Genomic DNA, 15,781 nt, shown 5'->3' with positions numbered 1-15,781 from the left:
GCCGACGCACGGTAGGTATTGTTGTCCGCGGGGGGAAAGGACGCAGGGATGTCTGCCGCGCACGATGATGACTTGGCCTTCGCCGGCGTCGCGCGCTTGGCGCAGTTGGTGCGTGCGCGCGAGGTGTCGCCGCGCGAGCTGGTGACCTTGTATCTGGATCGGATCGCCCGGCTGGACCCGGTTTTGAACGTCTTTCGCACCGTCATGGGCGACCGAGCCATGGCCGAGGCGGCAGACGTCGAGCGGCGACTGGCCGCCGGAGAAGCACTACCGCTGGCCGGTGTGCCGATCGCGGTCAAGGACGACACCGACGTGGCAGGCGTTTCCTCGATGTGCGGCACCGGAATTGACGTCGGCCCGGCGAGCACCGACAGCGCCGCGGTACGCCGGCTGCGGGCCGCCGGCGCGGTGATCATCGGCAAGACCCATCTCTCGGAATTCGGCGCCTACCCGGTGAGCGAATCGGCGACCTGGGGGGTGACCCGCAACCCGTGGGATCTGTACCGGACCCCGGGTGGCTCCAGCGGCGGCTCGGCCGCTGCCGTTGCCTCCGGCATGGTTCCGGGCGCCACCGGTAGTGACAGCGGCGGCTCGGTTCGCATTCCGGCCGCCTGCTGTGGGCTGGTCGGGTTGAAGGGCCAGCGTGGCCGGGTCAGCACGAAGGAGTCGCCGGAGCGGGCATACCGGTTCCACGGGCTCAACCACATCGGACCGCTGGCTCGCAGCGTTATCGACGCGGCGTTGCTGCACGACGCGATGACCGGGCCCGAACCCGACGACGAGATTCCGTCGCCGCCACCGGCACCGCCGCTGATGGACGCACTGCTCGCGTCTCCGCGGCGGCTGCGGATCGCGATGTCGTTCAAACCCGTTGTGCCGGTGCACGTCAGCGACGAGGTGCGCCGCCCGGTCCTTGAGACCGCGGAGTTGTTGCGCTCACTGGGCCACGAGGTCATCGAGCGCGACCCGGTCTATCCGGTGACAGGTATCGCCGCGGTGCTCGCACTGTTCATGAACGGGTTCGCCCACGAGATCGAGCGGCTCCCGAAAACCGAACTGCTGGAACGGCGTATGCAGGCTGAGGCCCGAACCAGCCGGTTGGTCCCGGATTGGCTGGCTCACCGGGCTGTCGCCGCGGAGCCCCGGATCACCGCCCGCTCGCAGCGCAGGATCGCCGACTTCGACATCCTGATGACCCCGGTGCTGGCGATACCGCCGGTGCGGGTGGGCTATTTCGAAGGCCTCGGGCCGACCCGGGCCATGCTGCGGATGCTCAAGTTCATCCCGTTCACCTTCCCGCAGTGCTACAGCGGTCAGCCGGCCATGTCAGTCCCGACTGGGATCGCCCCCGACGGCCTGCCCGAGGCGGTGCACCTGGTGGCGCGCGCCAACGACGAGGCCACCCTGGTTTCACTGGCGGCACAGATCGAGTCGGTACAGCCCTGGGCACACCGGCGGCCTCCGACCGAAGCGCTGGTGTCGCAGGTGGGTTGACCGAACCGCCGCAGCGGGTCAGCCGGAATGCTCAGCGCCCTCGGTCATTCAATGCGGCGAGATGCGCCCATGCGCAATTCGCGAGCGATCAGAAAGAGCGGGAAGGCGACGCTTATTCCGACGAAGAAGGCTCCAACGAGATACGCCCAGACGAAGCGCACGTTGTGCTTCCGTGCCTCGATCACCATCAGAATCGCGGCCGAAAGGCCGACTAACAGGGCGTCGGCAGTGATGTATTTGGAGGCCGAGTTGACCTGGGTATCACGCCAGAACGTGACAAAGATGTCGACCGGTGAGTGCAGGTATGGCCCCGCCAGTGTCCACGTCGCGATGAGCGCAGCAAAGGCGATAGCGCCGTAGACGACGCAGAGCACTTTGCGGGACATAGGGAGGGATGATGCCTCGTCGGCCTGGTCGGCTGTTGTCATAACCCGCACTCTAAGGCGAACTGCGCAACGGTAGTCCTCGCTCGAGGAACTTCGATGCCCCCGAAGGTTCACCCCCAAGAGCGCCATCTCGTAACCATCAGGATCGGCGAAGGTGAATGTGCGGCCGAGGGGGCCGCAAAGCCCTCGCCAAGATCCCCACCCCAGTCAGCGTCGGGTTCCGGGAGCGAGCCGAACGCGGATCAGCCACCACCACCCAGAAAAACTCCTGAGCGACAAGGACTCCGGCGACGATGATGACGATGGGCACTAGGTGCCCGTGGCGGCTCGGCTAGTCCAGATAGCCGTTGTCGCGGTACCACTCGTAGCCGGCACGCAGCGCCGTGCGGAACGGCGTGAACGGCACACCCAACTCCACGCGAGACTTGCTGGCATCGGCGAAGATCTCCGCGGTCGACAGTCGCATCTGGCGGGCATCGATCGGCAGCCGCGGTCCCACCACGGTGCGGGCGACACTGACGCCGGCTGCGGCCACCGGAATGACCCAGCGCGGCAAAACGACCGAGGGCGGACGCCGGCCAAAGAGCGCGTTGGCGGCAGCGAATACCTCACGGAACAGCAGATTTTCACCGCCCAGGATATAGCGCTGCCCGATCCGGCCTCGCTCGGCGGCGGCGATGTGCCCGGCCACCACGTCGTCGACCGAGACGAAGTTGGTGCCACCGGGCGCGGCGAACCACAGCCGGCCCTGCTGCGCTTCGACCAGCATCGCGCTGGCGATGCGGTTGACGTCGCGGGGCCCGATGACCACCGACGGGTTGACGATCACGACCGGCAGACCGGCCGCGGCGGCCTTCTGAAGTTCGGCTTCGGCGAGGTGCTTGCTGTGCCCGTAGGGGAACTGCCGCGGGCGGATGTTGAACTGGTCGGTCTCGACCAGCTCATGACCGCGCTCCGGGACGCCCAGTGCGGCAAGCGAGCTGGTGTAGACGAAACGCTGCACCCCGGCGCGGGCTGCGGCGGTGGCCATGTCGCGGGTGCCGTCGACGTTGGTGCGATACAGCCGGGTCTGAGTCCGGTAGCGCCAGTAGTCCGAGATCGCCGCGGTGTGAAACACCCAGTCGCAGTCGGCCATCGCGTCGGTCAGTGCGTCGACACCGTCGTTGACGTCGCCGATCCGGGTCTCGCAGTCCAATCCCTCCAGCGCCACCATCGGCGAGGTCGAGCGACGCAACACCCGCACCTGCATGCCGCGGCTCAGCAGCGCGGCGACCAGGTTCGAGCCGACGAATCCGGTTCCCCCGGTGACGAATGCGCGCATGCCGGTCAGAACCGGTAGGTCGTGCAACCGACCTCGACGCCCGAGCCGACCGCCATGATCAGCGCGACATCGCCAGGCTTGACCAACCCGCGCCGGCGGGCGTCGGCGATCTGGTAGGGCAGCGTCGAGGTGAACGGGTCGGCAGTCCAGCCCTGCGCTTCGAGGTCGACGAACCGTGACCGGTCCACGCCGATGTGCGCGGCCAGCTCGTCGAGAGCGGCACCGGGCAGGTACGGCGGGAAGACGAGGGCGATGTCCTCGGGCGCCAGCCCTTCCAGCGTCAGCAGTTCCTTGACCGACGACGGCAGGCAGCTCACGTAGATCGCGGCCAGGTTGGGGTCGCGGTCGATCCGCAGCCACATCCGGCCGTCGCGCTCCTGGGTGTAGGTGGCCAGTGCGCCCCGGTACTCCGGGTGGTGGCCGAAGACGAACCGGCCGAAGCCTTCTGGGCCCTGGCTCGGACTCAGCATGATCGCCGACCCGGTCTCGGAGATGCCGTTGCGCGGGTAGCCGCTCTCCGGGGTGTTGTTCTCCACTTCGGAGGCCAGCACCATGGCATGTCCGGTCCGGCCGGCGCCGATCATGCCGGCGGCGATGTGGCAGCCGTTGAGGAAGCCGACCGCCCCGTTGAGGACGTCGAACGCGAAGGTCTTGGGGGCGTCCGCGGACTCCGGCTCGGCGTTGATCCCGACCTCGCCGGCAACCAGGGTGGCGACCGCCGGCTCGCTCAGGAAGTCGTCGCGGTAGATGCCGGCGTGAATCACCAGCCCGACGTCGGTGCGCTCGACACCGCTGTCGGCCAGGCAGGCGTTGGCGGCGTCCACGGCGAACTGGATCGAGCTGGGCGGCGTCTGACCCTCGGGGGCCATGCCGATGCCCTCGATACGCACCCGCGGCGTGGCCGGCAGCTCCCGGCGGGCACCGGACCGGTTTCCGCGGGCGGAGGATCCAGTCTGGCCGCTCGCGGCCCGGCGCATCCGGTCGGGCAGGTCGTCGAACGTGTACAGCCCGGTGCCGATGGTCTGCCCGGAGCCGGTGATGGACAGCACGACGTTGTCACCGGAGTTGATCCGTCCCGCGTTGATGTAGTCATAAAGCGCGACGAAATGCGTTGTGGTGGCGGTGTTCCCGCGCTCAGCCAGGTTGCAGATGGTGTTGGCCCGGCTGGCGGCGCCGGCACCGAAGACCCGGTTGATGGTCAAGATGGCGTCGTTGATCGATGCCTCGGAGGTCTGGTGCATCAGCAGCTGATCGGCGGTCTCGGGCCGCCAGCCGTGCCGCTGCATGACCGCCGCCACATACGGCACCGAGTGCTTCACCGCGATCGCGGTCTGGGTGACCGAGTCGGTGACCATGATGGCGCCGCCGTGTGGGCCTTCGGTGGCCTTGGCGATGCACAGCTTGGCGAATTCGCTGTAGGTGGCCAGGTCCAGGTCGTGGAAGCCGACCCGGTCGTTGGGCCCGAGTTCGAGCACCGCCGCCGCGCCGGCGTCGCCGACGGTCAAGCAGGCCAGCCGTGGGTCCATCGCACCCTCGATCTCCTGCTGCGCGGTTTCGGTGATGTGGCTGATGTACTCGCCACTGAACACCAGCGCGTTGCGCACCAGGCCGGTCTTAAGGAAGTCCTGGGCAATACTGACGCCGGTGAACATGCCGGCGCAGGCGTTGTTGATGTCGAAGCAGACCGCGTTGCTCAAGCCCAGCTGGTCGCGCAGCTGCGAAGCCGTACTGGGCTCGAAGGTGAACATGTGCTCCGGGCCGTCGCAGCGCGAGATGTTGCACGCGATGAGCAGGTCGATCTCTTCGGGCGCGTAGCTCGACCGCGACAAGCAGTCGGCAATCGCCTTGCGGCCCAGGTCGATCGAGAACTCGTCCTGGCCGGCCATCCGCCGGCTCTTGATGCCGGTGAGGCGCTCCAGCGGGATCTTCACCTCGTTGACGCAGTCGGCCAGCACCTGCTCGGTGGAGACCGCCCGCGGCGGCAGGTACACGCCCAGGCTCTCGATCACGACGTTGCGCGCCGGACCGCCTTGCACGGGTTTGATCACCGGCGCCGCAACGGGTTTGGGCGCTGGAGCTGGTTGGAGCGCGGCCACCGCAAGCTCGGGCTGCGCCGTGGGCTTTTCGGCGGGCTCCTCGGCCTTGGCGCCGCCGATCGGGCCGAACTCGGCGGCCAGCTCGGCGATGGTGCCGTAGACGAACAGCGACTCCGGCCGCAGTTCCAGCCCGAGCTCGCCCACGCGCACCGCAACTTCCAGCGCCTGGGTGGAGGCACCGCCGAGGGCGAAGAAGTCGTCGGTGACGCCGACCCGATCCAGGTCGAGCACGTCACGCCAGATCTGGGCCAGTGCCTCTTCGGTGGCATCGCGGGGCGCGACAAATTCTGTAGGTGCGGCGTCGAGATCCTTGTCGAGGGCAAGCAGTGCCCGGCGATCCACCTTGCCGCTGGCCGACAACGGCAGCAGATCGCCGGTGCGGAACACCGCGGGAACCATCGCCGCCGGCACCAGGTCCAGCAGGAAGCGGCGCAGCTCGGCGGTGCCGGGCGCCGCCGCGACCGGCACGATATGCGCGATCAGCTGCGTATTGCCGGCGGCGTCCTTGCGTGCCACCACGGCGTTCTCGGCGATGCCAGGATGCTTGGCCAGCGCGGCCTCCACCTCGCCGAGCTCGATCCGGAAGCCGTTGATCTTCACCTGGTCGTCGCGACGGCCCAGGTACTCGATGTTGCCGTCGGCCCGGTAGCGGGCCAGGTCGCCGGTGCGGTACAGCAACGGGAGCGGGCCGGAGTCCGCGGAATGCGCACTGAACGGGTCGGGCAGGAATGCGGCAGCGGTGGCCTCGGGCCGGTTCAAGTAGCCGCGGGCCACGCCCACACCGCCGATGTGCAGTTCCCCGGGCACCCCGACCGGAACCGGGTTGCCCGCCGCGTCCAGTAGGTGGATCGCGATATTGGCGATCGGCCGTCCGATCGGGATAACCGGATCGGAAACTCCACGTACGCAATGGAAATGGGTGACGTCGATGGCAGCTTCGGTCGGGCCGTACAGGTTGTACAGCTCGGCGGGCAGCGCAGCGAAGAAGGCGTCGCGCAGGTCCGCGGTGAGCGCTTCACCGCTGCAGAACACCTTGCGCAGGCCGGTACAGGAGACCGATTCCGGCTCCGCAAGGAAGCGGCGCAGCATCGACGGAACGAAATGCATTGTGGTGATGTGCTGTTCAACGATGGTGCGCGCCAGGTAGGCGGCGTCTTTGTGGCCCTCGGGTTTGGCGATCACCACCCGGGCGCCGACCGTCAACGGCCAGAAGATCTCCCAGACGAACGGGTCGAAGTTGATCGGGGTCTTGTGCAGCACCCGGTCTTCGGCGGTCAGCTGGTAGGCGTCCTGCATCCACAACAGCCGGTTGCGGATACCGGCGTGGCTGTTCAGCGCGCCCTTCGGTGCTCCGGTGGAACCCGAGGTGTACATCAGGTAGGCCAGGTCGGCCCCGGAAGACCCAGCGGTGCCGGTCTCGGGAGCCTCGGGAGCCGAGTCTTCCTCGGCGGGCGCCGTCGACGGCTGGTCCAGACACAGTCGGGCCCCGGTGAAACCCGTTGGCACGTGCGACAAATGCTCACGGTGCGTGACACAGACCGGCGCGTCGGGAACGTCGGCGAGCATCGCCTCCATCCGGCCGGTGGGCTGGGCGGGATCCAGCGGCAGGAACACGCCGCCGGCCTTGAGCACGCCCAGCAGCGCGATCACCAGATCCTCGGAGCGTTCCAGCAGCACCGGAACCACGGCGGGGCCCGGGCCGGCGCCGACACCGAACTGGCGCAACCGGTGTGCCAAGCCGTTGGCCCGCCGGTCCAGTTCGCCGTAGCTGATGTCCCGGCCGTCGTAGCTGACCGCGACGGCGTCCGGCGTGCGCGCGGCGCTGGCGGCGACCATGTCGTGCAGAGACACAGGGGCCGCCGAGTAGTCGACCGCGGTGTCGTTCCAGGCCTCCAGCGCGGCGCGCTCGGCGTCGGTGAGCAGCGTCAGCTGCGAGACCGGGGCCTCGGCCGCCCCGGGCTGGGCCAGCTGGGCCAGCAGCAACGTGAAGTGCTGCCCAAGGGCCTCGATGGTCGTGGCGTCGAACAGGTCGGTGTTGTACTGCAGCGCGACCTGAAGCTCGGGGCCCTGCTCGCCGACCTGCATGGTGATGTCGAACGGCGAGCCGCCCTGACCGATGTAGAGGGTCTCCAGCGGCAGCAGGCCCGAGCCCGACTCCGCACCGTCTTCGAACAGCCGGACCTGCTGCCAGGCGAACGACACCTGGAACAGCGGGGTGCGCCCGGCGTCCCGCACCGGCCGCAGCCGCTCGACGAGCAGCGGCAGCGGGTACTCCTGGTGGCCGATCGCACCCAGCACGGTGTCTTTGACCTGACCCAGCAGCGCAGCGAAGCTCGGGTCGTCACCGACGTCGACGCGCAGCGGCAGCGGGTTGGTGACGTAGCCGACCATGCCCATCAGCCCGGCGCGGTCGCGGCAGGCAAACGGCGAACCGATGACCAGGTCGTCCTGGCCGCTGTAGCGGTGCAGCAGCACCGCATAGGCCGCCAGCAGCGTCATGTAGGGCGTCGCTCCGACGGTCCGCGCCACCTGCTTGAGCCCGGCCGTGACCTGGGCGTCGATGCTGAACCGGTGCAGCGCACCGTCGTAGGTCTGGATCGCGGGCCGCGGCCGATCGGTGGGCAGCGCCAGAGTCGGCAGTTCGCCGCCCAGCGTCTGGTGCCAGTACTCCCAAAGCCGCTCGCCCTCGGGCCCGGCCAGCATCCGGGCCTGCTGCGCGGCGTAGTCGACGTAGCGGTCTGCGGTCTCTTCCGGCGGGGTTCCGCCGTGTTCGGCGGCGTAAAGCGCACGCAGCTCGTCGAGGATGATGTCGATGGACCAGAAGTCGACCGCGATGTGGTGCACCGTCAGCAGCAGTACGTGGTCGTCCGGGCGCGCCAGCAACGTCAGCCGCAACACCGGGCCGGTCCGCAGGTCGAAGGGTCGGTCGATCTCGGCCTGGACCCGCTGGTCGAGTTCCGCCGCGTCCGCACCGATGCGCTGCGTGGCGATACGCACCGGCCAGTGCGCGTGGACCAGGGCGACCGGCTGGCCGTCCCGTTCGGTGTAGGTGGTCCGCAGCATCGGGTGCCGGTCCACCAGCGCCTGCGCGGCCCGCTCCAAGGCCGGCACATCCACGCCACCGTCGATGCGTCCCGCGTAGGCGACGGTGTACGCCGCGCTGTCGGGTGCGAGCCGGTGCATGAACCACATCGAGCGCTGCCCGTAGGACAGCTCGTGTTCGGATGCCGCGTCCTGCGCCTTGGCCATCAGCAACTGGGCGAGCAGCTCACGCTTCTTCTCCGGCGACAGGCTGGAGATGTCGGTGGGCACGTCCGGACGATCCGTCACGCGCTACCCCCATCTTCGGCCATCATTTTCGCGAGCAGGGCGTCCACCGCGTCGTCGGAGAGCTCGGTGACCTGCGCCAGCAGCTCCATCTCCGGTGCGGGGGCCGCCTCGGCGACGTCCGGAGCTGCGGACCCTGCTTCCGCCACGGCCCGGTCCGGCGCGGCAGCCAACTGCTCGCCGAGCCAGCTGGACAGACTGACGACGCTCGGCCCGTCCAACAGCCGGGCAACGGGAACCACGATACCCAGCTCCCGCTCGACCTGGATGCGAAGTTCCAGGGTGATCAGCGAGTCCACCCCGAGGCTGTTCAGCGGTGCATGCACGTCCAGGCTGGCCGGAGCCAGGCCCAGCTTGCCGGCGACCAGATCACGCAGGTAGGTCGCCAACAGCTGCTGACGCTCCTGCGGCTCGGCGGCCTGCACCGCCTCGAACAGACCGCTGCCGGACGCGCCAAGGCCGTCGGTGACGGTGGCCTGCAGGTCACGCAGCAGTGGCGACTGGGCGCTCGGACGCCACCTCGACCAGTCGATGTCGAGCACCATCGCTTCGGTTGCGCCGTCGGCCAGCAGCGCCGCCAGCGCTGCGAAGTAGTTCTCCGCCGACAGCCCTTCCACGCCGTAGTGGGAGAAGTGCCGGTGCAGCTCCGAGTTGGTGAACATACCCAGCCCGGCCCAGGGGCCGAAGTTGACGCTCAACGCCGGCCGGCCCGCCGCCCGCCGATGCCACGCCAGCGCATCCAGGAAGGCGTTCGCGGCCCCGTAGTTGGCGGCGCCGGGCGAACCCAGCACCGAGGCCGCCGAGGAGAACAGCACGAAGAAGTCCAGCTCCGCGTCGGCGGTCAGGGTGTGCAGGTTCCAGGCGCCCTGAACCTTGGGCGCCATCACCGAACGCAGCTTGGCCGCGTCCAGGCGGGCCAGGATCGCGTCGTCGACGGTGCCGGCCGCGTGCACCACACCGCGCAGCGGCGGCATCGACGCACCGATGGTGGCAAGCGCCGCGGCCACGTCGGAGGACTTGGTGACGTCGCCTTGGGCGACGGTCACCTCGACGCCGGCGGCGCGCAGGCCGTCCAGGGTCGCCTGCACCGCCGCCGAGGGCGCGCTGCGGCCCATCAGGACCAGGTGGCGGGCACCGCGCTCGACCAGCCAGCCGGCCACCTTGCCACCGACCGCGCCGAGCCCGCCGGTGACCAGGTAGGTCGCGTCATCACGCAGGGTGAACTCGCCCGCCGGCGCCGACGGTGCCGTATAGGGCTCCAGCCGGGCCACGTAGCGGCGGTGACCGCGCAGGGCCACGTCCGTCTCGGGGTTGTCCGACCAGATCTCGCTGAACAGGCCCCGCAGTTCTTCGGGACCACCGTCGACGGACAGGTCGACGCCGGTGGCGTGCAGCTCGGGGTGCTCATGGTCAATGGAGCGGCCCAGGCCCCAGACCGGCGCCTGGCCGATCGCCACCGCGCCCGAGTCTGCTCCATCTTCCTGGCCGGCCGGCTGCGCCCCGCGCGTCACCAGCCACAGCCGTGGCGATTCCGGCCAACCGGCCAGCGTCAGCGCCTGGATCAGGTGGACCACACTCAGCGATCCGACGTCGGTGGCCGTCGCCAGCGACTCTTCGGTCGTGTCAGCCGGCGGTGCGGCCAGCAGGTTCCACAGGTGCACCACTCCCCGGCAGTGCGGCCGGTCGCCGCCGAACGCGGCGCGCAGCAGCTCGGCGAAGTGTTCCGGCCGGGCCGGGTCGATCCGGTAACTGTCGGCGCTCACCCGTTCGATCTCGGCGAGCCCGACGACCGGTTCCACCAGCACACAGGACTGAGACTGCGCCTCGAGATGGTCCCGCAGGGTGTCGGCGACCGGCCCGTCGGACAGGATCAGCCAACTGCCGGGCTCGGCGGGCCGGCCCACCCTCGGCCGCCAAAGACGCCGGCTGCCAACGCATCCGGTAGCTACGGTCCCGCGGGTCCACCGGGGCGGTGATGACGGTCCGCGCGTGAGTCTGCTCGGCGGACAGCGTGCCGGTGGCCAGTAGCGACCAGTCCGCACCGGCGCTGCCATAGCACTCGAAGGCATCTCCGGTGAGGGCGAACTGCACGGTGCGCGCCTGGTCCAGACCGTCACGCAGGCTCAGCTCGGCGACCGACCGCGTGCCGGGACCGAACGCGACCTCGGCCGCGGCCAGGGCCAACTCGGCCAGCTGCTCGGCCGACAGCGTCGCGGTGGTCACATCGATTTCGGCCAGCACCGCTTCAGGCTGGGCGGCCGAGCGGATCGGTCCGCGCCAGCCGCCGGGTGCGCCCGCGCCGGAGTGCCGCGGCGCGGCGATGGAGCCGGCGTTGAGCCAGGAGTGCACCCGCTGCCAGGGATAGGTGGGGGCGGGGACGCAGCGGCTGCCTTCGGGGTAGATCTGCTCCCAGGCCACCCGATGCCCCAGGGTGTAGAGGGTGCCCAGCGAGCCGAGCATGGTGGCGCGGCCACTGAAAACCCCGTCGTCGCGGCGCATCGAGGGCAGCAGGGTGGCGCTGCGGTGCAGATGCTCGGCGTCCTCGCGAGCCGCCGTCAACAGGATGGGGTGCGGGCTGAGTTCGACGAACGTGTCGTGTCCGGTCTCGAGCAGCCGCCGCAGCGCCGGCGAGAACCGCACCGGCGAGCACAGGTTCGCCACCCAGTAGTCGGCGTCCAGCAGTCGCTCGCCCACCAGTTCCCCGGTGACGGTCGAGTACATCGGCACCGTCGGCACGGTCGGCTTCAGCTTCACCAGGCTGCCGCGCAGGCCGGCGCCGAGCGCCTCCATCTGCGGGCTGTGCGAGGCGACGTCGACGTCGATCCAGCGGCAGAACCGGTCCCGCTGCTGCAGTTTTTCCATCAGCTGCTCGAGCACCTTGCGCTCACCGGCAAGCACCGTCGACCGGTAGCTGTTGCTCGCGGCGACGGCCACCTCGCGTTCGTGGCCGGCGATGAGCTCCTGCGCCTCGGCCATGGTGGTCTCGGTGACCATCATCGCCCCGCGGCCGCGCACGCCGCGCAGCATCCGGGCACGGGCGCAGATCACCCGCGCGGCGTCATCGAGGCTCAGCGCGCCCGCGACGTGGGCGGCGGCGGCCTCGCCGAGGCTGTGCCCGACCACCGCGGCGGGCTCGACACCCCAGGAACGCCACAGCGCCGCCAGCGCCACCTGAATCGCGAAGATCGTCGGCTGCAGGATGCCGATGTCTTTGAGCTTGGATTTGTCCTCGGGTCCGTCCTGGGCGGCCAGTACCTTGAGGATCGAGTGCCCCAGATGCGGGAACAGCGCGTTGTCGCAGGCGGCCAGGGCATCGGCGAACACCGGCTCGTCGGCCTGCAGTCGCTGCGCCATGCCGTGCCACTGCGAGCCCTGGCCGGAGAACACGAACGTCACGCCCGGGCCGGGTCGGCTCGGCGAACAGTGCCCGACCGACAATCCCGGCCGCGACTCGCCCAGACGGTAGGCCGACAGCGACTCGAACATCGCCGCCGGGGTGTCGCCGACCACCGAGAGCCGGTAGTCGTGGTGGCCACGGCGGGCACCGGCGGTGTAGCAGAGGTCGGTCAACGCGCTGCCGCCCATCAGCCCGCCAGAAAATAAAGCCATCTCGTACTCGCCGACCAGCGCGGTCAACGCCTCCGGCGATCGTGCGGACAGCGCCAACAGCTCGGCGCGCGGTGCCGCGGTGTCGTCGTGGTAGCTGCTGCGGGCCTGCGGAGCCTCGGTGAGCACGACGTGGGCGTTGGTGCCACCGAACCCGAACGAGCTGACCCCGGCGACCGCCCGGCTGCTCGCCGGCCACGGGGTCAGCTTCTGGACCACCTCCAGCGGCAGGCTGTCGAACAGGATGTGCGGGTTGGGCTCGTGATAGTTCAGGCTGGCCGGGATCTCCCGGTGCTGCAGCGACAGCGCCACCTTGATCAGGCCGGCGATACCGGCCGCCGCCTCCAGGTGGCCGATGTTGGTCTTGACCGAGCCGACCAGGCAGCGACTGCCCTCCGGGCGGCCTTCGGCCAGCACGGTGCCCAAAGCGTTGGCCTCGATGGCGTCGCCGATCGAGGTGCCCGTGCCGTGCGCCTCGACGTACTGGACCGCGCCGGCCGGCAGACCCGCCCGGCGGAACGCCTCGGCCACGACGCGTTCCTGGGCTCGTCCGCTGGGGGCGATCAGGCCGTTGGTGCGACCGTCGGAGTTGGTGGCGCTGCCGCGGATCACCGCGTAGACCGGGTCGTTGTCCTCCAGCGCCTTACTCAGCGGCTTGAGCACGACCACCCCGGCGCCCTCACCGCGGACGTAACCGTCGGCGTCGGCGTCGAAGGTCTTGCAGCGGCCGTCGGGCGCCATCACCCGGGCCTTGCTGAAGTTGATCGCCAGCGCCGGCGACAGGATCACGTTCACCCCGGCGGCCAGTGCCATCGAGCACTCGCCGTCACGCAGGCTGCGGCAGGCCATGTCGACGGCCACCAGCGAGGACGAACAGGCGGTGTCGATCGACATGCTCGGCCCGTGGAAGTCGAAGGTGTACGACAGCCGGTTGGCGGCGATGCTCAGCGCGTTGCCGGTGCCGGTGTAGGCGTCGACGAGCTGCGGCTGGCCCAGCCGCAGGAAGCCGTAGTCGTTGGTGGAGATGCCGACGAACACGCCGGTGCGGGTGCCGGCCAGCTCATCCGGTACCTGGCCGGCGTCTTCCAGCGCCTCCCACGCCACCTCGAGCAGCAGTCGCTGCTGCGGGTCCATCTGCGCCGACTCACGCGGCGAGATCCCGAAGAACTGAAAGTCGAACTGGTCGACCTGGCCCAGGAAGCCGCCGCGGCGAGTGACCGCGGTGCCCGGAACCGACGGGTCGGGGTTGTAGAAGGCGTCGACGTCCCACCGGTCGGCCGGGACGTCGCTGGTGGCGTCCACCCCACCCGACAGCAGCCGCCAGAAACCCTCGGGACCATCGGCACCCGGGAAACGGCAGCCGATGCCGACGATCGCGATCGGCTCGTCGGCCGCGGGCCGATCGGCGCGCTCGGCGGCGGCTTCAGCACCCGGAGCCGCCGGAGCATCCTTGGCGACCCGGGCCAGATGCGCCGAGAGGATGTCGATCGACGGGTATTCGTAGGCGATGGTGGGGGCCAGCTCGCAGCCCAGCCACTTCTCGAGAGCGCTGGAGAGCCGGACCGCGTGGATGGAGTCCAGCCCGTAGAACGCGAACGGCTTGGCCGGGTCGATCTCGGCGACCGGCAGCTCGAGGTCTTGGGCCAACCGCTCGATGAGCCAGGCGCTGATCTCGGACGCGCTGCGGGCGCCCGGCTCGGTCTGCTCCGCCGCTCGAGCCGGCTCGGCCGGGGCCTGCGGCTGCGCCGCGGCGGTCGCCGACGGCCACTGCGCCACCACCGGCAGCTCGCCGTCGAGGTACTGCTGCTTACACGCGCTGCGCTGGATCTTGCCGCTGGAAGTGGTGGGCAGCTGCAACGGCTGGACCAGCACCACGGCGTGGGTGCGGACCGAGTGGTTCTCGGTGACCGCGGTGCGGATGATCTGCATGGCCTCGTCGGCCTGCTCCCCGGCCACGCGGCTGGGGTCCACTTCCTGGACCACGACCAGTTGCTCGGCCGCGCCCGGTTCCGGGGCGATCGAGAACACCGCACCGCGGCCGCGCAGCAGCGCCGGGTTGGTGTTCTGAACGGTCAGCTCGATGTCGTTGGGGTAATGGTTGGTGCCGCGGATGATGATCAGGTCTTTGCGACGGCCAGTGACGAACAACTCCCCGGAATGCAGGAATCCCAGGTCACCGGTGCGCAGGAACGGCCCCTCGCCGGTGTCGGCCAGCGTCGCGGCGAACGTCTCCGCGGACAGTTCCGGTGCTCCCCAGTAGCCGTGCGCGACGCTGCCTCCGGCGACCCAGATCTCGCCGACCTGGTCTCCGGCGCACTCCAGACGGGTCTCGGGGTCGACGATGATCACCCGCTGGCCGCCGCGGGGCTTGCCGCAGCCCACCATGGTCGCCACGTTGGGGTCGTCGGCGGCGACGTCGACCACCCGGTTGTCGCCCAGCGCCACCCGGTCGATGTGCTGCACCATCGGCACCGGCAGGTCCGATCCGCCGGACACCAGCAGGGTGCCCTCGGCCAATCCGTACACCGGGTAGAACGCCTCGGCCCGGAATCCGGACGGGGCGAACAGTTCGGCGAACCCGTCCAGGGTGGCGGTGCGCACCGGCTCGGCACCGCACAGCGCCACCGACCAGTTGGACAGGTCCAGCGCGGCGCGCTCCTGCGGGGTGCTCAGCTCGACGCACAGGTCGAAGGCGAAGTTCGGTGCGGCGGTGATAAAGGCGCGGTGCCGCGAGATCGCCTCCAGCCACCGCATCGGCCGCTTGATGAACGCCGTCGGCGGCATCAGGACCGAATGTCCGGCGACGTACAGCGTCTCGAGCAGTCCCCCGATCAGACCCATGTCGTGGTACGGCGGCAGCCAGAACACACCGGTCACGTTGGGCATGTCGGTGTTGGCGTCCCAGGCCTCGGCGATGGTCGTCAGGTTGTGCACCAGGTTGCCGTGGGTCAGCACCACGCCCTTGGGCGCGCTGGTCGACCCAGAGGTGTACTGCAGCATCGCGATGCTCTCGCCGTCGATCTGCGGCGCCACCCAGGCCGCCTCCTTGCCCGTGGCGTCGCTATCAGTGATCGTCCAGCGCAGCGCCTGGCCGCCGGGCAGGCCGTCGATCGCGGGCTTGATCCTGGGCTCGATCTCACTGGTGGTGAGCGCGTAGCCGGGCTGGACGTCGGCGATGATCGACTCGACGCGCGGCAGCAAGTGTTCGCGCATGGGCGGATGCACAGGGATCGCGATGGCTCCGGCGTACAGACAGCCGAAGAAGCTGGCGATGAAGTCCAGCCCCGGCGGACACAACACCAGCACGCGTTCCCCGGCCGCTCCCTGACTCTGCAGGTCAGCGGCAATCTGGCGGGCGCGACGGTCCAGCTCCCCGTAGGTCACCTGGCTGGTTTCGTGCTCATCGCCGTCACGCGAGAAGGTGAATGCCAAGTTTTCGCCGTACCGCGCAGCACGCTGCGTCAGCAGATCAACCAGCGTGCGCAGGGTGTGCACCGTGTCGTCCGGCCCGCTCATCGATCGCGTCTCCCGTGTAACTGACGAAGAAGGGT

At 69.7% G+C, this 15,781-nt stretch carries 5 protein-coding genes and 1 pseudogene; 1 reads left to right on the top strand and 5 read right to left on the bottom strand.

Annotated elements, in window-relative coordinates; translation table 11 throughout:
• The first annotated feature begins 48 nt into the window (after positions 1 to 48).
• Positions 49 to 1,494, top strand: coding sequence for an amidase family protein (locus K3U94_RS02820; protein WP_220695514.1), 1,446 nt, complete (start codon positions 49 to 51; stop codon positions 1,492 to 1,494).
• 44 nt (positions 1,495 to 1,538) lie between these two features.
• Here K3U94_RS02820 and K3U94_RS02815 read toward each other — a convergent pair whose 3' ends face one another.
• The 5 genes and pseudogenes from K3U94_RS02815 to K3U94_RS02795 all read right to left on the bottom strand — a co-directional run.
• Entirely contained in the window at positions 1,539 to 1,922 is a 384-nt protein-coding gene (locus K3U94_RS02815) for a DUF2834 domain-containing protein (RefSeq protein WP_220695513.1), read from the bottom strand.
• Between the two features lie 289 nt (positions 1,923 to 2,211).
• Positions 2,212 to 3,201: an NAD-dependent epimerase/dehydratase family protein gene (locus tag K3U94_RS02810; RefSeq protein ID WP_220695512.1), complete on the bottom strand. Its 990-nt coding sequence runs from the start codon at positions 3,199 to 3,201 to the stop codon at positions 2,212 to 2,214.
• A 5-nt stretch (positions 3,202 to 3,206) separates the two neighbouring features.
• Positions 3,207 to 8,627 carry a non-ribosomal peptide synthetase gene (locus tag K3U94_RS02805; protein ID WP_220695511.1) on the bottom strand — a complete coding sequence of 1,807 codons (5,421 nt, stop codon included), beginning with the start codon at positions 8,625 to 8,627 and terminating at the stop codon, positions 3,207 to 3,209.
• Entirely contained in the window at positions 8,624 to 10,678 is a 2,055-nt protein-coding gene (locus tag K3U94_RS24405) for a beta-ketoacyl reductase (RefSeq protein ID WP_434084900.1), read from the bottom strand. The genes K3U94_RS02805 and K3U94_RS24405 overlap by 4 nt, the downstream gene beginning before the upstream one ends.
• Before the next feature lie 481 nt (positions 10,679 to 11,159).
• Positions 11,160 to 15,746, bottom strand: a pseudogene (locus K3U94_RS02795) (beta-ketoacyl synthase N-terminal-like domain-containing protein); the annotation flags it as partial.
• Positions 15,747 to 15,781: the final 35 nt, after the last annotated feature.

The sequence above is a fragment of the Mycolicibacter heraklionensis genome, from assembly GCF_019645815.1.
GTDB lineage: Bacteria > Actinomycetota > Actinomycetes > Mycobacteriales > Mycobacteriaceae > Mycobacterium > Mycobacterium heraklionense.
Note: the sequence above shows the minus strand (reverse complement) of the source record. Positions and strands in the feature narration are given on the sequence as shown.

Coding starts and splice junctions, on each gene's coding strand:
- K3U94_RS24405 (WP_434084900.1), bottom strand. CDS start 10,678: ATGGCAGCGCCGGTGCGGACTGGTCGCTACTGGCCACCGGCACGCTGT.
- K3U94_RS02810 (WP_220695512.1), bottom strand. CDS start 3,201: ATGCGCGCATTCGTCACCGGGGGAACCGGATTCGTCGGCTCGAACCTG.
- K3U94_RS02820 (WP_220695514.1), top strand. CDS start 49: ATGTCTGCCGCGCACGATGATGACTTGGCCTTCGCCGGCGTCGCGCGC.
- K3U94_RS02815 (WP_220695513.1), bottom strand. CDS start 1,922: ATGACAACAGCCGACCAGGCCGACGAGGCATCATCCCTCCCTATGTCC.